The 20,809-nt window shown below is 72.1% G+C and carries 14 protein-coding genes; 9 read left to right on the plus strand and 5 right to left on the minus strand.

Going from position 1 to position 20,809, the window contains the following annotated elements; all coding sequences use genetic code 11:
• Positions 1 to 94 precede the first annotated feature (94 nt).
• The 5 genes from ACFP2T_RS43655 (at position 95) to ACFP2T_RS43675 (ending at position 7,665) form a co-directional block, all read left to right on the plus strand.
• Positions 95 to 2,152 (plus strand): alpha-1,4-glucan--maltose-1-phosphate maltosyltransferase, encoded by a 2,058-nt coding sequence (locus ACFP2T_RS43655; RefSeq protein WP_377432977.1) that lies wholly within the window; start codon positions 95 to 97, stop codon positions 2,150 to 2,152.
• Positions 2,140 to 4,266: a 1,4-alpha-glucan branching protein GlgB gene (gene glgB / locus ACFP2T_RS43660; protein ID WP_377432979.1), complete on the plus strand. Its 2,127-nt coding sequence runs from the start codon at positions 2,140 to 2,142 to the stop codon at positions 4,264 to 4,266. The genes ACFP2T_RS43655 and glgB overlap by 13 nt, the downstream gene beginning before the upstream one ends.
• Before the next feature lie 198 nt (positions 4,267 to 4,464).
• Entirely contained in the window at positions 4,465 to 5,046 is a 582-nt protein-coding gene (locus tag ACFP2T_RS43665) for a hypothetical protein (RefSeq protein ID WP_377432980.1), read from the plus strand.
• Between the two features lie 198 nt (positions 5,047 to 5,244).
• Entirely contained in the window at positions 5,245 to 6,006 is a 762-nt protein-coding gene (locus ACFP2T_RS43670) for a cyclase family protein (RefSeq protein WP_377432981.1), read from the plus strand.
• A gap of 15 nt (positions 6,007 to 6,021) precedes the next feature.
• Positions 6,022 to 7,665 (plus strand): thiamine pyrophosphate-binding protein, encoded by a 1,644-nt coding sequence (locus ACFP2T_RS43675; RefSeq protein ID WP_377432983.1) that lies wholly within the window; start codon positions 6,022 to 6,024, stop codon positions 7,663 to 7,665.
• A 12-nt stretch (positions 7,666 to 7,677) separates the two neighbouring features.
• On the opposite strand, the gene ACFP2T_RS43680 is transcribed toward ACFP2T_RS43675, so the two are convergent.
• Positions 7,678 to 8,565 (minus strand): PhzF family phenazine biosynthesis protein, encoded by an 888-nt coding sequence (locus ACFP2T_RS43680; RefSeq protein WP_377432985.1) that lies wholly within the window; start codon positions 8,563 to 8,565, stop codon positions 7,678 to 7,680.
• A 148-nt stretch (positions 8,566 to 8,713) separates the two neighbouring features.
• Between ACFP2T_RS43680 and ACFP2T_RS43685 the strand changes: the two genes are divergently transcribed.
• The gene (locus ACFP2T_RS43685) at positions 8,714 to 9,067 is read left to right on the plus strand and encodes an ArsR/SmtB family transcription factor (RefSeq protein WP_377433011.1); all 354 of its coding nucleotides are present in this window, start codon (positions 8,714 to 8,716) and stop codon (positions 9,065 to 9,067) included.
• A gap of 51 nt (positions 9,068 to 9,118) precedes the next feature.
• Here the strand turns inward: ACFP2T_RS43685 and ACFP2T_RS43690 are convergent, their stop codons facing one another.
• The gene (locus ACFP2T_RS43690) at positions 9,119 to 10,174 is read right to left on the minus strand and encodes an App1 family protein (RefSeq protein ID WP_377432987.1); all 1,056 of its coding nucleotides are present in this window, start codon (positions 10,172 to 10,174) and stop codon (positions 9,119 to 9,121) included.
• A 212-nt stretch (positions 10,175 to 10,386) separates the two neighbouring features.
• Between ACFP2T_RS43690 and ACFP2T_RS43695 the strand changes: the two genes are divergently transcribed.
• Complete coding sequence (locus tag ACFP2T_RS43695) at positions 10,387 to 12,027, plus strand: hypothetical protein (protein WP_377432988.1); 1,641 nt, start codon at positions 10,387 to 10,389, stop codon at positions 12,025 to 12,027.
• A gap of 48 nt (positions 12,028 to 12,075) precedes the next feature.
• Here the strand turns inward: ACFP2T_RS43695 and ACFP2T_RS43700 are convergent, their stop codons facing one another.
• The gene (locus ACFP2T_RS43700; RefSeq protein WP_377432989.1) at positions 12,076 to 12,924 is read right to left on the minus strand and encodes a fumarylacetoacetate hydrolase family protein; all 849 of its coding nucleotides are present in this window, start codon (positions 12,922 to 12,924) and stop codon (positions 12,076 to 12,078) included.
• 433 nt (positions 12,925 to 13,357) lie between these two features.
• Here ACFP2T_RS43700 and ACFP2T_RS43705 point away from each other — a divergent pair, with 433 nt between their 5' ends.
• Together ACFP2T_RS43705 and ACFP2T_RS43710 are read left to right on the plus strand one after the other, a co-directional pair.
• Positions 13,358 to 16,681, plus strand: coding sequence for an AfsR/SARP family transcriptional regulator (locus tag ACFP2T_RS43705; protein WP_377432991.1), 3,324 nt, complete (start codon positions 13,358 to 13,360; stop codon positions 16,679 to 16,681).
• 377 nt (positions 16,682 to 17,058) lie between these two features.
• Positions 17,059 to 17,616 carry an acyltransferase gene (locus tag ACFP2T_RS43710; RefSeq protein WP_377432992.1) on the plus strand — a complete coding sequence of 186 codons (558 nt, stop codon included), beginning with the start codon at positions 17,059 to 17,061 and terminating at the stop codon, positions 17,614 to 17,616.
• 90 nt (positions 17,617 to 17,706) lie between these two features.
• On the opposite strand, the gene ACFP2T_RS43715 is transcribed toward ACFP2T_RS43710, so the two are convergent.
• Together ACFP2T_RS43715 and ACFP2T_RS43720 are read right to left on the minus strand one after the other, a co-directional pair.
• The gene (locus ACFP2T_RS43715; RefSeq protein WP_377432993.1) at positions 17,707 to 18,990 is read right to left on the minus strand and encodes a nucleotide sugar dehydrogenase; all 1,284 of its coding nucleotides are present in this window, start codon (positions 18,988 to 18,990) and stop codon (positions 17,707 to 17,709) included.
• Positions 18,991 to 18,995: 5 nt separating this feature from the next.
• Positions 18,996 to 20,567, minus strand: coding sequence for a glycosyltransferase family 2 protein (locus tag ACFP2T_RS43720; RefSeq protein WP_377432995.1), 1,572 nt, complete (start codon positions 20,565 to 20,567; stop codon positions 18,996 to 18,998).
• Positions 20,568 to 20,809: the final 242 nt, after the last annotated feature.

Here is a 20,809-nt window from a genome sequence, read left to right on the forward strand (position 1 = left end):
CTGCCAGCACGCCTTTGCTCTCTTCTGCCGTGTCTCCTCTGCTGTCGGCACTTCCACCGCGCGGCCGTGGATCATTCCCACTAGGTTGGGCAGGGTGACCGGACGGATTCCGATCGAAGACGTGACGCCCTCCGTGAGCTGTGGCCGATATGCGGCGAAGGCGGTGGTGGGCGAGCTGGTTCCGGTGTCCGCGCGGTCGTACCGGGAGGGGCATGCCGCAATGGGCTGCCAGGTCGCCTGGCGGGGGCCGGATGGCGTGGACCGGCCGGTGGTGCGGATGCGACCGGGGCCGGACTTCGACGACCGGTGGCACGGCAGCATTCGGCCGGACGCGGTGGGTGAGTGGAGCTTCACCGTGCAGGCGTTCGACGATCCGTACCTGAGCTGGCGGGATGCGGTGGTGAAGAAGGTCGACGCCGGGCAGGGGGCGGCGGAGCTGGCCAACGACCTGGTCGAGGGTGCCGAGCTGTTGGAGACCGCTGCGGTGGACGTACCGGCGGAGTCGCGGGACCGGGTCCGGGCCGCCGCCGCCGCGTTACGGGACGGGACGCGAGACCTGCCGGAGCGGGTCGCGTCGGCCCTGGGGCTGGCCGAACTGCTCTGGGACCACCCGGTACGGGCGCTGCTCAGCGATGCGGCGCCGATGACGCTCTGGGTCGACCGGCCCCGGGCACAGTTTTCCGCCTGGTACGAGTTCTTTCCCCGTTCGGAGGGGGCAGTGCTCGCCGGGGATGGGCAGCCGGCCCGGTCCGGAACCTTCCGCACCGCCCTGGACCGACTGCCCGGGGTCGCCGCGATGGGGTTCGACGTGCTCTACCTGCCGCCGATCCATCCGATCGGCCGGGTCAACCGGAAGGGCCGGAACAACACCCTGGTCGCCGAGCCGGACGACGTCGGGTCGCCATGGGCGATCGGGGCGGCCGAGGGTGGCCACGACGCGATCCACCCCGAACTCGGTACTGCCGAGGACTTCCGGCGGTTCGTCGCCGCCGCCCGGGAGGTCGGGCTGGAGGTGGCGATGGATCTCGCGCTACAGGCCGCACCGGACCATCCGTGGGTCGGCGAGCATCCGGAGTGGTTCACCACCCGGGCGGACGGCTCGATCGCGTACGCCGAGAACCCGCCGAAGAAGTACCAGGACATCTATCCCGTCAACTTCGACAACGACCCGGCGGGAATCCGCGCCGAGGTGCTGCGGGTGGTGCTGCACTGGGTCGGCGAGGGCGTCAAGGTCTTCCGGGTGGACAACCCGCACACCAAGCCGTTCGACTTCTGGCACTGGCTGATCTGGGAGGTCAAGCGGATCGACCCGGACGTCCTGTTCCTGGCCGAGGCATTCACCCGACCGGCGATCATGCACGGGCTGGGAAAGATCGGCTTCAGCCAGTCGTACACGTACTTCACCTGGCGGACCAGCCCGGCCGAGCTGCGCGACTACTGCACGGAACTGGTCGCCGCCGCCGACTACATGCGGCCCAACTTCTGGCCGAACACCCCGGACATCCTGCCCGAGCACCTCCAGCACGGCGGCCCGCCGATGTTCAAGATCCGCGCGGTGCTGGCCAGCCTGCTCTCGCCGTCCTGGGGCATCTACGCCGGCTACGAACTCTTCGAGCACGTGCCCCGGCCGGGCGCCGAGGAGTACCTGGACAACGAGAAGTTCGAACTGCGGCCCCGGGACTGGGCGGCGGCCGAGGCGGAGGGCCGGTCGCTGGCCTCGTTCATCGCCCGGCTCAACGAGATCCGGCGCGCCAACCCGGCCCTGCACTGGCTGCGTAACCTGCGTTTCCACGACATCGACAACCAGGCGATGCTCTGCTGGTCCAAACGGGACCCGGAGACCGGCAACACCGTCCTGGTCGTCTGCTCCGTCGACCCGGGCCAGGTCCAGTGGGGCAACACCGTGCTGGACATGCCCGCGCTCGGCTTCGACTGGCACGAGCGGTTCACCGTACACGACGAACTCACCGGCGCCCGGTACGACTGGGGACAGCACAACGCGGTCCGGCTCGACCCCTTCCTCCAGCCCGCCCACGTGTTCACGGTGCGGCGGTACGGCGCGGAGCCGGACTCCGATGCCGGATCCGGTGCTGATCGGACCGACCGCACCGACACTCCCGCCGGATCGGAAGGCATGCGATGGACGAGCTGATCGCCGGTACCACCCACGACCCACACGCCGTACTCGGCGCGCATCCGGAGGGCGATCGGACCGTCGTGCGTACCCTGCGGCGCGGTGCCGGAACGGTGGAACTGGTGCTGGACCGGGTGGATCGGGAGGGCGGCGGGACGCGGGTTCCGATGCGGCGGGTACACGACGAGGGGGTCTTCGAGGCAGACGTTCCCGGCACGGTGCTGGACTACCGGATGGTGGTGGACGGCGAACTGCGCGACGACCCGTACCGGTATCCACCGAGCGTCGGGGAACTCGACCTGCACCTGATCGCGGAGGGGCGGCACGAGCGGCTCTGGACGGCGCTCGGCGCCCGACCCCGGGACGGCGGTGGGGTGTCGTTCGCGGTCTGGGCGCCCAATGCCCGGGGCGTCCGGGTGGTCGGCGACTTCACCGGCTGGGGTGCGCACGACGGCTGGCCGATGCGCTCGCTCGGCGGCAGCGGCGTCTGGGAGATCGTCGTTCCCGAGGCGGCGCCCGGACACCGCTACAAGTACCGGATCCTGTCCCGGGACGGACAGTGGCGGGACAAGGCGGACCCGATGGCCGGGCGTACCGAGGTGCCGCCGAGCACCGCGTCGGTGGTGCACGAGTCCCGGTACGAATGGTCCGACGCCGAATGGCTGTCCCGGCGGAGCCGCCGGCAGCCGCACCAGGAGCCGATGAGCGTCTACGAGGTGCACCTCGGCTCCTGGCGGCCGGGTCTGTCCTATCGGGACCTCGCCGAGCAGCTCACCGCGTACGTGCTGGACCTGGGCTTCACCCACGTGGAGTTCCTGCCGGTGATGGAGCATCCGTTCGGCGGCTCCTGGGGCTACCAGGTGACCGGCTACTACGCCCCGACCGCCCGGTTCGGCGACCCGGACGACTTCCGTTACCTGGTGGACCGGCTGCATTCTGCCGGGATCGGGGTGATCCTGGACTGGGTGCCGGCCCACTTCCCCCGGGACGACTGGGCGCTGGCCCGGTTCGACGGCACCCCGCTCTACGAGCATCCCGACCCGCGTCGTGGCGAGCACCCCGACTGGGGCACGTACGTCTTCGACTACGGTCGGCCGGAGGTCCGGAACTTCCTGGTCGCGAACGCGCTCTACTGGTTCGCCGAGTACCACGTCGACGGGCTGCGGGTCGACGCCGTCGCCTCGATGCTCTACCTGGACTACTCCCGCGAGGCCGGCGAGTGGGCACCGAACCAGCACGGCGGTCGGGAGAACCTGGAGGCGATCGCGCTGCTCCAGGAGGTGGACGCGACCGTCTACCGGGAGCATCCGGGCGTACTGATGATCGCCGAGGAGTCGACGGCCTGGCCCGGGGTGACCCGGTCGACCGACAGCGGCGGGCTGGGGTTCGGCTTCAAGTGGAACATGGGCTGGATGCACGATACCCTCACCTATGTCGGCAAGGACCCGATCTACCGGCAGCACCACCACAACGAACTGACCTTCTCCCTGGTGTACGCCTGGAGCGAGAACTACGTCCTGCCGATCAGCCACGACGAGGTGGTGCACGGCAAGGGGTCGCTGCTCGGCAAGATGCCCGGCGACCAGTGGCGGAAACTGGCCGGGGTACGGGCGTTGCTGGCGTATATGTGGGCGCATCCGGGCAAGCAGCTCCTCTTCATGGGCTCCGAGTTGGGCGACGAGCGGGAGTGGAGCGAGACCCGGGGGCTGGACTGGGGGCTGTTGGATGATCCCGGCCGGGCCGGAATCCAGCGGCTGCTGCGGGACCTGAACCACGGCTACCGGGACTCCCCCGCGCTCTGGTCCCAGGACACCACCCCGGCCGGCTTCCGATGGATCGTCTCGGACGACTCGGCGAACAACACCCTGGCGTTCATCCGGATCGCCGCCGACTCCTCGCCGCTGGTCTGCGTGGCGAACTTCGCCGCGCTGCCGCACGAGGGCTACCGGATCGGACTGCCGCTGGCCGGCACCTGGGTCGAGACGCTGAACACCGACGCGGACTGCTACGGCGGCTCCGGCGTCGGCAACCTCGGTTCGGTGTACGCCGACGACCAGCCCTGGCACGGGCTGCCCGCCTCGGCGGCGCTCCGGGTGCCACCACTCGGCGTGCTCTGGCTCCGCCCGGCCTGACCCGCCTCGAGAATCGCCCCGGGCTGACCCGCCTCGAGGGTCGCCTCCGACTGGAGGCTACCTCTCGATAAATCGACGTGTGACAATGTCGTTGCCTGCTGGCCCAGCCCGGCCGGCGATCCGGTTCGTGGACGGGAATCCGCCCGGATGGCCGGTCGTATGCACGCCCGTCACCACCACCGTCCGAAAGGGAAGCTCATGCAGCGACCGCTCCACCGGGCGTCGACCGTCCTCGCCGCCGCGCTGCTCGCCGCCGGCACCGCCGCGCCCGGTTCCGCCTCCGCCGCGCCCGGTTCCGCCTCCGCCGGCGAGCACGGCTCGACCGCCGGAAGCACCACCGCCGTCCAGTCGTTCGCCGCAGACTCCGGCGACAACTGCAGGTACGGGTACACCGAGGGCCGACTCGAATGGCGCCCGGTCACCGCACCCCCCAGCCAGGGCGTGGTGGCGGTCGGCGGCACGCTCACCGACCGGCCCGTCCCGTTCGACCCGGGCGTCCCCTGCCGGGACGACGGACGGTACAGCTATGCCACCTTCTCCGCGTTCAGCCGCGACGTCCTGGTCGACGAGCAGGCGTACCGGGTCGACAACGACGTGACGAAGTTCGAGTTCCGGCTCCAGGCCGACCTCGTCCGGGGCGGCATCGACCGGGTCGTCATCCAGGTCTGCCGGACGACCCTCGACAACAGCCCGATACCGACCCCGGGACCCACCTACTGCGGCCAGGCACAGACCTACCTTCCGGCTCCCTGGCAACCGCTGGGCACGCAGCAGCGGTGACGGACAGCCGGGGCGGACCGCGCCCAAGCGGCCCGGGCTGCGGCCCGCCCCGGCCCCGGTCCAAACCGGACGGTGAATCCGGGCTGCCCGGTGACGGATCCGACTACCCGGGGAGCGGACGCGTCGAACGGCCGACGCGAAGGATCTCCTGACCGATCGCGCGGTCCCCGGGGCCGTGAAGTCGGGTAGGTTCTCGCCATGACCGTGCTGCAAGATCTAGTTGCCGCGCTCGCCAGCGGCCGGGTCGAGGTCGTCGACCTCACCGCCCCGCTCTCGGCGCAGACGCCGATCCTGAACCTGCCAGAGCCGTTCGGCCAGACCGTACCCTTCGGGCTGAGTGAGATCAGCCGGTACGACGAGCGCGGACCGGCCTGGTACTGGAACAACATCACCACCGGCGAGCACACCGGTACCCACTTCGACGCCCCGGTGCACTGGGTCAGCGGCCAGCACGGCGACGACGTGTCGCAGGTGCCGGCGAACCGGCTCGTCGCCCCGGCGGTGGTACTCGACCACACCGCCGAGGCCGCCGCCGACCCCGACTTCCTGCTGGAGGTCGAGCACGTCCGGGCCTGGGAGGCCGAGCACGGCCCGCTGCCGACCGGCGGATGGCTGCTCTACCGGACCGGCTGGGACGCGTACGGGGACGACGCCGCGCGCTACGCCAACGCCGGCCGTACCCCGGGGATCTCGCCCGCCTGCGCGAAGTGGCTGGCCGAGGAGTCACCGGTCCAGGGTGTCGGGGTCGAGACGGTCGGCACCGACGCGGGCGGAGCGCACTCCTTCGACCCACCGTTCCCGTGCCACTCCTTCCTGCTCGGTGCCGACAAGTACGGGCTGACCCAGCTCCGCAACCTGGCCTCGCTGCCGCCGACCGGCGCGGTGGTGGTCGCCGGGCCGCTGCCGATCGTCGGCGGCTCGGGCAGCCCGTGCCGGGTGCTCGCCCTGGTCGAACGGTAGGGCGGGCGCAGCGGCATGCGGGTCGCCGAGGTGGTCGGGCGGGTCCTCGCCGCGCACGGGGTGCGGCACGTCTTCGCCGTCGTCGGGAGCGGCAACTTCCACGTCACCAATGCGCTGGTGGCGGCGGGAGCCCGGCTGGTGCCGGCCGCGCACGAGGGCGGCGCGGCGAGCATGGCGGACGGGTACGCCCGTACCTCGGGTGCGGTCGGGGTGCTCTCCGTGCACCAGGGTCCGGGGATCACCAACGCGCTGACCGGGATCACCGAGGCGGCCAAGAGTCGCACCCCGATGCTGGTCCTGGCGCCGGAGGCGACCGTACCGACGTCGAACTTCTTCATCGACCTGCCGGAGGTCACGGTCGCGCTCGGCGCCGTGTTCCGGACGGTACGCGCCGAGCACGTGGCCGCGGACGTCGGCTCCGCGTACCGGACGGCGGCCGAGGGGGCGACGGTGGTGCTGGGGCTGCCGCTGGACGTGCAGTCCGTGGAGGTGCCGCCGTGGTCCGGGCCGATCGCGCCGGACGGCACCAACTCCGAGCCGATGCCCGACGTCGAACCGCTGGTCGCCGCGCTGCGGGCCGCCCGGCGGCCGGTGTTCATCGCCGGGCGGGGCGCACGGGCGGCCCGCGAGCCGCTGATCCGGCTCGCCGACGAGTGCGACGCGCTGCTCGCGGTCTCGGCGGCCGCGAAGGGCCTGTTCGTCGGCGACCCCTGGTACCTGGACGTCTCCGGCGGGTTCGCCACCCCGCTCGCCGCGGAACTGATCGCCGGGGCCGACCTGGTCGTCGCCTGGGGCAGCACCCTGAACATGTGGACGACCCGGCACGGTCGGCTCATCTCACCGTCGGCCGTCGTGGTCCAGGTCGACCGGGAGCCCGTCGGGTCCGATCCACATTCGAGGGTCGACGTGTACGTCCGGGGTGACGTGGGCGGTGTCGCCGCCGCCACGTCGCGTTGTCTGGACCGGGAACCGGAGCGGGGTCGGCCGGCCGGCCGCCAGCGCACGCCGGAACTGCGGAGCCGGATCGCGGCGGAGGGCCGCTGGCGGGACGTGCCCTATCCGGACGAGAGCGTCGTCGGCGCCGAGGGCCGGATCGACCCGCGAACGTTGAGCATCGCGCTCGACGACCTGCTGCCCGCGCAGCGCACGGTCGCGGTGGATTCCGGCAACTTCATGGGCTACCCGTCGATGTTCCTGTCCGTACCGGACGTCGCCGGCTTCTGCTTCACCCAGGCGTTCCAGTCCATCGGGCTCGGCCTGGCCAGCGCACTCGGTGCCGCGGTGGCCAGGCCGGACCGGCTCACCGTGGCGGCGCTCGGCGACGGCGGGTTCCTGATGTCGGCCACCGAACTGGTCACGGCGACCCGACTCGGTCTCCCCCTGCTCATGGTGGTCTACAACGACGCGGCGTACGGCGCCGAGGTGCACCACTTCGGCCCGGACGGCCACCCGCTCGACGGCGTACGGTTCCCGGACACCGATCTGGCCGCCATCGCCCGAGGCTACGGCTGCGCCGCCGTGACCGTACGGACCGCCCGGGACCTCGCCCCGGTAGGCGAGTGGCTTGCCGGACCGAGGGACCGGCCGATGCTGCTCGACGCCAAGGTCACCAGCGAACGGGGCTCGTGGTGGCTGGAGGAGGCCTTCCGGGGTCACTGAGCCGCTTCCGGCCTACCGGATGGGCTCGGGGATGGTGGCGGTGCCGTCGAGGTAGCGGCGCCAGGTGCCGCGCAGGCGTACCCGGTCGCCGTCGACCTCGCAGCCCAAGGTGCCGCCGCGCGCGGAGAGTTGCCGGGCGGTCAGCCGGGGCCGGCCGAGCCGCTTCGCCCAGTACGGTGCGATCTGGCTGTGCGCGGAACCGGTGACCGGGTCCTCGAAGGCGCCCGCACCGGCACCGAACCAGCGGGAGACGAAGTCCACACCGTCGGTGTCGCTCGGCGCGGTGACCACGGCGCCCCGCACCGGCAGCCGGGCCAACGCGGTGAAGTCCGGCACCACGGCCCGGACGGCGGCGGCGTCCCGGAGCACGTACACCAGGTCGGTGTCCTGGAACCGGAACTCCGGATCGATGCCGAGGGCGGTCACGGCGGCGGCGGAGACCTCGTCCGATTCCGGAACGGGCCGCAGGTCCCCCGCCGGAAAGTCGAGTTCGAGTTCACCGTCACGGTCGGTACGACTGACCGGCAGCCACCCGCTGCGGGTCCAGAAGAGGATCCGTCCGGCTTCGGGGTGTACGTCCTCGAAGAGCTGCCCGGCGGTGGCGAGGGTCGCATGCCCGCACAGGTCGACCTCGACCGCCGGGGTGAACCAACGCAGGTGGTAGGCGGGGGTGTCGGCCGACGGCGGCTCGGCATCCGGCGGCGGTTCCGCCTTCGGCGGCGGTCCGGCGTCCGACGGCAGGTCGGCGACGTAGAACGCGGTCTCCGACAGGTTGTTCTCCTCGGCGATGTCCTGCAGGACGGGGTCGGGCAACCAGGACGGCAGGGGCATCACCGCCGCCGGGTTGCCCCGGAACACCCGGTCGGCGAAGGCGTCGATCTGGATCAGGCGGAGCCGCATCGCATCTGTCTACCAGTACCGGCCGGCCGGTGGCATACCGGTGGTGATCCACACCCGGTCCGGGCCGGTAGGGTCGTCCGGGCCGACCTCGGGGTCGGGTGCAGGTTAGACTTTACTTATATAAGTGAGCGCTGAAAGGATGGCGTACGTGCACGCGTTCGACGTTCTCGGCGACCCGGTCCGGCGGCGGATCCTGGAACTGCTCGCCGACGGTGAACGCCCGGCGGGCGAGGTGAGCGCGGTGGTCCAGGAGGAGTTCGGGATCTCGCAACCCGGGGTCTCGCAGCACCTGCGGGTACTGCGGGAGAACGGCTTCACCACCGTACGGGCGGTGGGTACCCGGCGACTCTACGCGGTGGACCCGGCCCCGCTGCGCGAGATCGACCGGTGGCTGGACCGGTACCGGGGATTCTGGACCCAACGTCTGGACGCGCTCGGCACCGAGATCGCGAGGGGCCGCCGCGAACGCCGCCGCACCGACGATTCGGGCACGGCGAGCTGACCTCCGCACGGACGAGTCGGGCACGGCGAGCTGACCGACCGGCGAACCGGCTCAGACCAGGTTGGCCTCCCGGAGCAGCCGCCACAGTCCGGCGCCGTCGGGGGCGCACAGCCACCGCTCGCCGAGCAGGCCGGCGGCGGGCGTGGCGCCGTCGCCGTTCTCGACCGGGGCCGGAAAACCACCGGCCAGCACCGCCTGGGTCGGTGAGAGCCGGCGGATCAACACCCCGGCCACGTTGTCCGGATGCTCTGCGGCGAACTCGGCGTAGATCTCCTGGTCGTGCTGCCCGTCGTCGCCGATCAGCAACCACCGGATCTCGGGAAACTCCCGGACCAGCCGCTCCAGGGTGGCCCGCTTGTGCTCCCGGCCACTGCGGAACCAGCGGTCGGCCGTCGGGCCCCAGTTGGTCAGCAGCAGCGGACCGGCCGGATAGAGATGACGGGACAGGAACCGGGTCAGGGTCGGCGCGACGTTCCAGGCACCGGTGGACAGATAGAGCACCGGCGCCCCGGGGTGCGCGTTCACCAGGCGTTCGTACAGCACCGCCATCCCCGGCACCGCCATCCGGGCGTGCTCGTCCAGCACGAAGGTGTTCCAGGCGGCGAGCAGCGGACGGGGCAGCGCCGTGACCATCACCGTGTCGTCGATGTCCGATACGACGCCGATCCTCAGCTCGGGGTCGACGATCCGGACCGGCGCGTCGACCGGCTCGGCACCGGGGCTGCTCAGCCGTACGCTCTGCCAGCCCGGAGCCAGCTCGGCGTCCAGGACGAGGTCGATGAACCCGCTGCGGTCGGCCCTGGCCTCGTGCCGGCGACCTCCCGCCTCGATCACCACCGGCGCGTGCTGCACCGGCAGGGTCGCGAAGGTACGCCAACCGCGCAGCTTCTCGGGCCGGCGGCGGGGACGGCGACGAAGCCGGGTCAGTAGCACCCGGCCCAGTACGCGGACCCAGCCCGGCCCGCCGTAGCCGGCGTACGGGACGATCGTGACATCCCACCCACCCTGCCCCAGCCGACGCTCGATGAACTGGTGCACCGCGTCCTCGATCCGGGCCGCCCGGTGCAGCCGAGGCACGGGCGCCGGACCGGCGGGTATCAGCGACACCTTGACACCCTGCCACAGACCTCCGGACCGGGCCACGACAGATCGACTAGTCGGTGCCGATCGAATCGACAGGTCGACCGCGTGGAGTCGGACGGTCGCTCCACGAGATCAACTCCGCCGCCGGACGACCGCTCCCGCCTGTGCCGATCCGGCCATCCGCGCCGGGCTGCTGTGGAAGACTTCGGAACGGGACGACGACGGGGGCGTTGGTCGTGTCGGTGGCGATGCCGCGCGGCGGTCGGCTGGTCCGATCGCTCGACCGGCCAGCTCTGGTGGCGCTCGGGCTCGGCCTGCTCGGGGTCGGCTACCGGTTGGCGCTGATCCTGCTCACCGTGCCGGGATCCAACAGCGACGAGGCCACCTTCGGGCTGGCCGCGCTGCACATCGCACAGGGCCGCGAACTGCCGGTCTTCCTGTACGGGCAGCACTACATGGGCACCGTGGAAAGCTACCTCGCCGCCCCGCTGTTCGTCCTGTTCGGCCCCGGTTGGAGCCTGCTGCGGCTGCCACTGCTGTTCCTGTACGCGGCCTTCGTCTACCTGACGTACCGGCTCACCCGTCACCTCTACTCCCCCTGGCTGGCCACGTTCACCGTCGGTCTGCTGGCGCTCGGTTCCGAACGGGTGGTCCGGGACCAGATCACGGCGGTCGGCGGACGTCCGGAGATCAAACCCGCCGTCGTCGGCCTGCTGCTGATCGCCCTCGCCCTCGGACAGCGCCGGATCCGGCGCCGGTGGCTGGCCTTCGGATTCCTCGGCGTCATCTCCGGGCTCTGCGTCTGGGACGACTGGCTGGTGCTGCCGTACCTGATCACCGCGTTCGGGGTGCTGCTGTTCGGCTGCTGGCGGGAACTGTTCGGTCGGGCCGGCGCCGTGCTGGTCGGCGGCTTCCTGCTCGGCGTCGCACCCCTGATCGTCGACAACCTGACCGCACCGCCCGGCCAGGACTCGGTCTCGGTGCTGATGCAGGTCAGCGAGGGCGACGCGGTGGTGACCTCGGCCGCGGACCGGGTACACGGCGCGGTGCTGCTCGGCGTACCGCTTGCGACCGGGCTCTGCCCGCCCGAACGCTGCCAACCCTGGCAGATGTGGTGGGGTTGGCTGTATCTGGCGCTGTTGCTGGTGGCGGTGGTCCTGGCGGTGCGCGGGCTGCTGCGCCGGGGCCAGCGAACCGACGCAGGCGCCGGCCGGTCGCCGGGGACCGAGCGCATCCGGTACGTCACCCACCTCGCCCTGCTCGTCGCCGCCGCGCTGACCCTGGCCGCGTACGGCCGCAGCGCACTCGCCGCGACCCAGCCGCTGGCCAGCGCACGCTACCTGTCGATCCTGCAGATCTCGCTGCCGGCGGTGCTCTGGCCGCTCTGGCTGGTCGCCCGCTGGGCCGGTCGGGTGAGCGCGAAACCCCTGGCCCGGACGTCCGGGGTACTCGCCGCGACGGTGCTGTCCCTGCTGGTCGCCTTCCTGCTCGGCGCCACCGCCCAGCTGATCGGCGAGATTCCGACCATCCGCACCGAGGAGCGGCAGTTCCGGGAGTTGGCGACGACGTTGCGGCGAGCGGGCCTGCGCCAGGTGTACGGCGAGTACTGGACCTGCAACCGGCTCGTCTTCAACTCCCGGGAGCGAGTGAACTGCGCGGTGCTCGGCGACAACCTGCGACCGGGGCAGAACCGCTACCCGCCGTACCCCGAGCGGGTGCGCGCGGCGGCCCGGCCCGCCTTCGTCTTCGCCGTCGGCGGGCCGGCCGAGGCCGCGTTCCAGGCCCTGCTGCGGCGCCGGGCCGCCACCGCGACGGTGACCGAGATCGGCACTTACCGGATCTACCAGCCGAGTACGCCGATCCAGCCACCCGGCTGAGCCGGACCGCTCCGCCGGCCGGCGGTGACGGTGGACCGACCGCCTGCCTCAGGACGGCGCGACGATCCGGTGCCGCATCGCCCCGAGCCCGTCGATCCGGGTCTCCAGCAGGTCACCGGGGGCCAGGTACCGGGCGGGATTCCGGCCCATCCCGACCCCGGCCGGGGTGCCGGTGAAGATCAGGTCCCCGGGCTGGAGCGGGCACACCCCGGACAGGTAGCTGATCAGCTCCGGGATCCCGAAGACCATCTCCCGGGTACTGCCCGACTGCACGGTCTCACCGTTGACGGCGCAGCTGAGCGTCAGATCGTCCCGGTCCGGAACCTCGTCGAGGGTGCTGAGCCACGGGCCCACCGGGCCGAATCCGGGGAACGACTTGCCGAGGCTGAACTGCGGTGGCGTACCGAGCATCTGCACCGCCCGGTCGGAGAGGTCCTGGCCGATCGCGAGACCGGCCACGCAGTCCCAGGCCTGCGCCGGGGCCACCGCACTGGCGGTACGGCCGATCACCACGACCAGCTCGACCTCCCAGTCGACCTGCTCGCCGGAGAGCCGGATGTCCCCGAACGGTCCGGTCAGGCAGGACGCGAACTTCGTGAAGACCATCGGCTGGGCCGGCAGTTGCAGCCCCGACTCGGCCGCGTGGTCGCGGTAGTTCAGCCCCACCGCGAAAATCTGCCGTGGCCGGGGTACCACCGGTCCCAGCTCCGCCTCCGGCACCGGAATCGTCCCGGTGGTCCGGTCCAGCCCGACCGTCCAGTCGACGAACTCCGCCCAGCGGTCGTAGGCGTCCTGCGGATCCGGCCCGAACCGTCCTCCGCTCGCCGCCGCCACATCGATGGCCGACCCGTCATCGGTCAACACCACCAGTCGTCCCGCCAGATTCGCCAACCGCATGGGCCGTCCTCGCCTCGCCTCGTCGACGCCGCCCGATCTTGGTCCGGGCGGCCGCAGCCGACCGTAGCCGAGACATTTTCGGCCGCACAATCCGGTGGCGGTACCGGTCCGCTCCTCGGGACCTCGGCCGGCGGAGTCCCGAGGGTCCCACCGGCGGCCGAACGGGGATACGGTGGCGAAAGATCCGACGTACCGCCGGATCGGTCCGCACGGGACGTCAAGATTCGCCTTCGATCGGGGCGAGCCACCGAAATTGGGCAACCCCCGGTCGGCCGGTTCGTCCACAATGGGCCCGTGCCACCGGCCAGCCCCCGGTACGGCGTCCACCCGGCGCCGCTCCGGGCAGCATCGGACCGGTACCGTCCCGCCGCCCGGTGGGACCTCCGATCACACGCCTGCCGGAGCTCACCGAGGGGAACGGGGGGAGAGAAGGTTGGTCGGTAACGACGTCGGCGAGGATACCCAGGCCCTGCACGTGCAGTTGCTCGGCCCGCTCCGGGTGAGCCTGCGCGGTCAGGACGTCACGCCCCGGCAGGAACGGCTCCGCTCCCTCCTCGGCATGCTGCTCTCGGCCGGTCCGGCCGGGCTGTCCCGACAGGTGCTGCTCCAGGCGGCCTGGTCGGCGGACCAGCACGAACGGGACCCGGCCCCGGCGCTGCACATCGCGGTGTCGCGGCTGCGTTCCTGGGCCGCCGGCACCGGGCAGGGCGGGCTCGCCGTGATCCGGGAACCGGCCGGATACCGGGTCCATCCGCTGCGCTGCGTGCTGGACGCGAGCGAGTTCACCGACCTGGTCGCGGAGTCCGAACGCGACGACTGCCCAGCCGACCGCCGGCTCCGCCTCCTCGAAACGGCCACCCTGCTCTGGCGCGGGCCGTTGCTCGCCGGGTTGCCCGACCCGGTACGCGAGGCGGCCGGTGCCGAGGCGTGGCACAAGCGGCGCATCGCCGCCGTCCTCGCCCTGGCGGAGGCGGCCCGCTCCACCGGTCAGCCCGACCGTGGCCTGGCCCATCTGGAGGAACTCGCCGAGTCGCACCCGTTCGACGAGCGACTGCAGGCCGGACTGATCCAGTCCCTGGCCGACAGTGGACGGCCGGCACAGGCCCTCGTGGCGTACGGGCGGATTCGGGACCTGCTCGCCAACGAGCTCGGCGTCGACCCGGCACCGGAGTTGCGCGAGGCGTACCTCAGGGTGCTTCGCGACGAGCGGTCCGGTCCGCCGGCCGCGCTCCGGGACGGTCCGGTCGAGCCGGCGACGCGTACGCCGACGACGACCACGACGCCGGCAACGGCCGAGCCGGCGACGACCGTGCCGGCGGGCGTCCGGCCGGCGCTACCCGAGCCGGTGACCACGCCCGTCGTACCGGAGCAGTTGCCGATCGGTGCCGGCCACGTGGTGGGCCGGGACGAGCTGATCGCCCGGGTGGCCGACCTGTTGACGGCCGGTTCCGACGACGGGCCGGAGGCCACCGGTCGGACGGCGTTGCCGGTGATCGCCCTGACCGGACCCGCCGGCGCCGGTAAGACCACGGTGGCGGTCGAGGTGGCCCGGCGGATCGCGGACCGGTTCCCCGACGGCCGTCTCTTCGTCGACCTGCACGGCGTACGACCACAGCCCGCCGAGCCGGCCGAGGCGCTCGGCCGGCTGCTCCGGGCACTGGGTGTCGCGGACGACGCGATCCCCGCCGAACCCGACGAGCGGGCCGCCCTGTTGCGCAGCCGCACCGCCGGCCGGCGACTGCTCCTGGTGCTGGACAACATCGCGAACGAGGCACAGGTACGCCCACTGCTGCCGGCCGGGACCGGCTGCGCGGTGCTGATCACCTCGCGGCGGATCCCGGCCGCGCTGCCCGGCGTACAACTGGTCGACCTCGGCATGCTGGACCGCCGGGACGCACTGGCGCTGCTGGCCCGGTTCTGCGGCCCGGCCCGGGTCGCGTCGGAGCGGGCGGAGGCGGACCGGATCGTCGAGTACTGCGCCCGGCTGCCGCTGGCCATCCACATCGCCGGGGCCCGACTGGCCAGCCGGCCACAGTGGCGCCTGGACCGGCTCGCCCGGCTGCTCGCGGACGAACGTCGCCGGCTCGACGAACTCACCGTGGGCGACCTCGCGGTCCGGGCCAGCATCGGATTGAGCGTCGCGGCGCTGGACCCACCCCAACGGAGACTGTTCGGGCTGCTGAGTCTGCTGGACGTGCCGGACTTCCCGGTCTGGGCCGCGGCCGCGATGCTCGGTGTGCCGGTCGCCGAGGCGGAGGCCCTGCTGGAGGAACTGGTCGACGTCTGCCTGGTCACGTCGGTCGGCGAGGATGTCACGGGCGAGTTCCGGTACCGGATGCACGACCTGGTCCGGCTGGTCGCCCGGGAGTTCGCCAGCGAGCGCGAGGATCCGGTCGCGCGCCGATCGGCGATCGGCCGGGCCGCGCAGGAGTGGCTCCGGCGGGCCTGGCTGGCCCGGCGCTGGTTCCCGGGTCCGCCGCTGCCGCAGGGACACCGGCCGGTCGAGGACGAGGAACCGGCCGGTCGGCGGTTCCCGGGTCCGCCGCTGCCGCCGGGACACCGGCCGGTCGACGAGGACGCCGGGCTCGACGACGAGTCGCGGGCGCCGGCGCCGGAGCTGATCCGGGCGGCCAGGGACTGGTTCGAGGCCGAGCGGGCGGCGATGTCCACGATGGTCGTACAGTCCGCCGCCGAGGACCTGCCCGAGCTGGCCTGGCGACTCGCCGCCAGCCTGTCCGGGTTCTTCTACCTCTGCGGGTACTGGGACGACTGGGAGCGGACGACCGAGGCCGCGCTGCGGGTCGCCCGAGGCGCGGGCGACGACCTGGGCGTGGCGATGTCGCTGTGGGGGCACGCCGAACTGATGATCGCCCGGGACCGTTTCGACGAGGCGGCGGACGCCCTCGCCGAGGCCGAGACGTACTTCGCGGCGCGCGACGACCCGTCGACCCGGGCATCGGTGCTGGTCCGGATCGGCTACCTGCACCACGTCCGGGGCGACATGGCGCGGTGCCGGGACACGCACGAGTCCGCGCTGCGCCTGCTGACCGGTCCGGAGACCGATCTGATTCGGTCGTACGTGCTGCGTTACCTCGGCATGTTGCACCGTGATCTCGGTGCCCGACAGGAGGCCCGGGAGCACCTGGCCCGGGCCCTGGTGGCGGCCCGGCGCAGCGGGGACCTGTACGGCGAGGCGCTGACGCTGGAGACGCTGGGCAAGGCGTACGGGAACTGGGGCGAGCCGGCCACCGGCCGGGGCTACCTCGTCCGCGCCGCGCAGCGGTACGAGTCGATCGGTGACCGGATCGGCGTGCTGCACACCCAGCTCAACATCGGCGAGACGATGCTGACGCTCGACGATCCCGGGGCCGCCCGCGAACTGCTGCGGGAGTGCCTGGCCGAGTTGCGCTGGCGCGGCGACCTGTTCGGCGAGGCATCCGCGCTGTCGACACTGGGGCTGGCCGAGTTGCAGTGCGGCGACCCGGTGGCCGCCCGGCAGTCCCTGGAGATGTCGCTGGCGTACTGGCGGGAGGCGGGTGTCCCGCTGTTGCAGGCCCGGGCGCTCGACCGGCTGGCGATGGTCCACCGGACGCTCGGCGACATCCCGGCGGCCCGGCGGTACTGGCTGGCGGCACTGGACATCTACCGGCAGTTGGACTTCCCGCAGCAGGCCCGGATCGCCGGTTCGCTGGCCGCCCTCGACGACGAGGCGACGGCCGCGCGGACCCGGGAAAGCTTCCGGAAAGAAGCGGGTTAGCCGGCACCGGCAGGCTGACTGGTAGAAGCCGGCGCACCATCCGGCTCCCGGAGGCCCGGGACAGGGCCTTTCGGGAGCGGCGTCGGCGGAACCGGCGATCGTCGGGACCGGGCCGGCTGGGACGTGGGCACCGGACCCGACGGGAAAGTACGTCGTCACGCTGGGTGGGCCAACGGGGGTACGCCCCGCGTGACGACGTGCCGGTTTCCGACCGCTCCCCGCTGCCCCGCTCCCCGCTGCCCCGAGCGCCGGGAGTGCCCGATCCGCCGGCTATGCTTCGCCACGACCGCGAGGCTCCGCGAATCGCGAGCCACGACCAGCTCCGGGACGCGCTTCCGCGAGCCCGGAGACCTTCCTCCGAGCCGGTGAATCGAGCGATGAACGAGCCTTCTTCCCTGCCCGCCACGGTCTTCGTACACCCCTCGGCCGAGGTCGACCAGGGCGCCCAGATCGGTTCCGGTACCAAGATCTGGCATCTCGCCCACGTCCGCTCCTCCGCCCGGCTGGGCGCCGACTGCGTCATCGGGCGGAACGTGTACGTGGACGCGAACGTCGTGATCGGCGACCTGGTGAAGATCCAGAACAACGTCTCCGTCTACCAGGGCGTGACGATCGAGGACGAGGTCTTCGTCGGCCCGTGCGCGGTGTTCACCAACGACCTGCGCCCACGCGCCCAGAATCCCGACTGGGAGATCACTCCGACGCTGATCCGCAAGGGCGCGTCGATCGGCGCCAACGCGACAATCGTCTGTGGTGTCGAGATCGGCTCGTACGCCATGATCGCCGCCGGCTCCGTGGTGACCCGGGACGTCGCCCCCTACCAGTTGGTGGCCGGCAACCCGGCCCGGCCGAAGGGCTGGGTCAACGCCCGCGGCGAGGTGGTCTCGCGGGACGCCGAGCGCCCGCCGGCCCTCGCCGACGCCGAGCAGCACTGATCCTCGGCCGCGCCCCCGACCGGCACAACAGACGACGCGAGCCCTGGCCGACGCGGATCGGCCAGGGCTCGCGGTCGTCGTGCGGCGGGTTCAGCCGCCGATCACCACCCGGCGGACCGTGGACCACCGCGCCGGGTCGGTCACCCGACGGCCGTCCACCAGCACCTTGACCTCGGGCAGGTCGGCGGAGCCCAGGGTGCGGTACTCGGCATGGTCGGCCTGGATCACCGCGGCGGTCACCGATTCACCCGCGTAGGCGGGCAGACCGAGCGCGGTCAGCTCGTCGTTGGTGTACATCGGGTCCGAGACGTACGGCCGGGCGCCCCGGCGACGCAGCGCCTCGACGGTCGGGAAGACGCCGGAGAACGCGGTCTCCTTGACTCCACCCCGGTAGGCCGCGCCCAGCACCAGCACGTCGACTCCGGTCAGGTCACCGACCGCCGCGGCGAGCAGGTCGACGGCGTACTCCGGCATCGCCGCGTTGGCCTCCCGGGCCGACCGGACGACGGTGGCCGCCGGGTCGTTCCAGAGGTACATCCGGGGGTAGATCGGGATGCAGTGCCCACCGACCGCGATGCCCGGCGAGTGGATGTGGCTGTACGGCTGCGTGTTGCAGGCCTCGATGACCTTGACGACGTCCACCCCGACGGTGTCGGCGAACCGGGCGAACTGGTTCGCCAGGCCGATGTTGACATCCCGGTACGTCGTCTCGGCCAGCTTCGCCAGCTCCGACGCCTCGGCCGAGCCCAGATCCCACACCCCGTTGGGCCGGGTCAGGTCGGGACGGTCGTCGAAGTCCAGCACGGCCTCGTAGAACTCGACGCCGCGCCGGGCCGAGGCCTCGTCCACCCCGCCGACCAGCTTCGGGTAGCGGCGCAGGTCGGCGAAGACCCGGCCGGTCAGCACCCGCTCCGGGCTGAACACCAGGGTGAAGTCGCGGCCCAGCTTGAGACCGGAACCCTCCTCCAGCATCGGCGCCCAGCGGTTCCGGGTGGTGCCCACCGGGAGCGTGGTCTCGTAGCTGACCAGCGTGCCCGGCTTCAGCCCGGCCGCGATCGCCCGGGTCGCGTCGTCCATCCAGCCGAAGTCCGGCACCCCGTCGGCGTCCACGAACAGCGGCACCACCACGACCACGGCCTCGGACCCGGCGACCGCCGCCGCGGTGTCGGTGGTCGCCGTGAGCCGGCCCGCCGCCACCGCCTCCTTGAGCTTGACGTCCAGGTCGGCCTCGCCCGGGAACGGCACGACGCCGTCGTTGACCAGCCTCACGACCCGCTCGGACACGTCGGCACCCACCACCGAGTGCCCCTTGTCGGCGAACTGCACGGCGAGCGGCAGACCGATCTTTCCGAGAGCGACGACGCAGATCTTCATGCCTACTACTTTCCTCCGTGGGGCAGTTTGCGCCGCAGTCGGGCCATGACCCGACGGGGCGTGACAGGCGCGATGGCGATCACGAGCTGGCCTCGGTGACTCGTCGTCGGGGTGATCACGAAGAACCGCATCCCCCGGCGGAACATCAATCGTGACACGGTCGGACGGGTCGGTGCCCGCACCGCTGCGGTGCCGACCCCGCCGAACGCGGTCAACTGGGACCGGACCGCGAGCAGCGCGCCGCCGGCCGCGGCACCGGCGAGCAGCAGGTTCACCCGGAACTGGGCGCGTACGGTGCTGCCGGCGCTGTCCCGGCTGGTCTCCAGCGTGGTGCCGGTGACGTCGCCGGCGGTCAGCCCGATCGGGCCGGAGGTCAGCGACGCCAGGTCCCGACGCGGGGTCCGGGCGGTGACCGTCAGCGCCCGTTCCCCGTCGGGGCAGGTCTCCCAGGTGACGGCGATCGCCTCCAGCCTGGCGAGCCAGTCCGCGGCGGTGTCGGAGACGTCGAACCAACTGTCCGGCAGGTCCAGCCGGGGGTCCCGGAAACCGGGGTAGCCGGCGTACCAGCGGACCCCGTCCACGATCGTCGGCGGCACACCGTGTTCGGCGTCCTGCCTGATGACCGCGAGGAGGTCGTCGACGGTGCCGCGCTGGGCGGTGGAGATCCGCAGCCGCGGCTCGATCTCCAACTGGGTCCGGATCCGGTCGGTGAGGTACTCGTCGGCCAGCACCCGGACCCCGGCCGTGACCTGCTCCTGGACGCTCCGGTCGAGCCGGAGGAAGTCGTCCTCGATCAGCCGGGCGACCTCCCAGGTGAAATGCCGCAGGAGTACGGCGTCCCGCTGCTCGCCCGGCTCGATCAACTGGGCCACGAAGGTCATGATCGACTCAGCGCACCGGAGCCGCTCCACGTGCCGGGAACGGTAGGTGATGTTGTGCGCGTTGAGCCGACGCACCGCGTGGTAGAACTCGTAGTCCGCCAGCACGGAGATCCGCTTCGCCCGGAAACAGGCCTCCAGGGTGAACGGCTGGTCGCTGCCGACCGGCATGTCCTCCGGATAGCGCAGGTGGTGGCGCTCGACCAGCTCACGCCGGAAGAGTTTGGTGTTCGACAGCGACCAGGGCAGCGCCGAGTCGAAGAGGCCGATCTCGACCTCGTTGCGGGCGAACACCGCCTGGTGGATGTTGCGGCTGTTCACCCCGACGGTCTTGCCGAGCACCACGTCGGAGCCGTACTCGTCGGCGGCCTTCACCAGCCGTTCGAGGGCCTCGGCGCCGAGGTAGTCGTCGGCACCGATGAAGAAGACGTACCGGCCGGTGGCCTGGTCCAGGGCCCGGTTGCTCGGTGCGGCCGGGCCGCCGGAATTGGCCTGGTGGATCACCTTGACGGTGTCCGGGTAGAGCCGGGCGAAACGGTCCAGCTCCCGGCCGCTGCCGTCGGTGGACCCGTCGTCCACCGCGATGACCTCGATCCGGTCCCGGCCGATGCTCTGCCGCAGCAGGGAGTTCAGACACTTGGTGAGATAGGGCATGGTGTTGTAGACCGCGACCACCACGCTGACGTCCGGTTCGCTCATCGCGCAGTGGCCTCCGTGGCCCGCCGCCGCACCGTCGACCGCCGCGCCCCGGCAGCCCCGTTCACGTCCATGATGAGTGTCTCTGCCTCTCCCACAGGGGCTTCTCCCAGCGGACCTGGGCGAGTGTACGGCAACCCACCGCCCACCGTCCTGTCCGATCTGTTCCGCTTTACCCCGCTATCGCGGGCCGAACATGCCGTTCCCGGACCGGCCGACCGTGTCGCTCCCGGACCGGCCGACCG

This window comes from Plantactinospora solaniradicis (assembly GCF_042658085.1).
GTDB lineage: Bacteria > Actinomycetota > Actinomycetes > Mycobacteriales > Micromonosporaceae > Plantactinospora > Plantactinospora solaniradicis.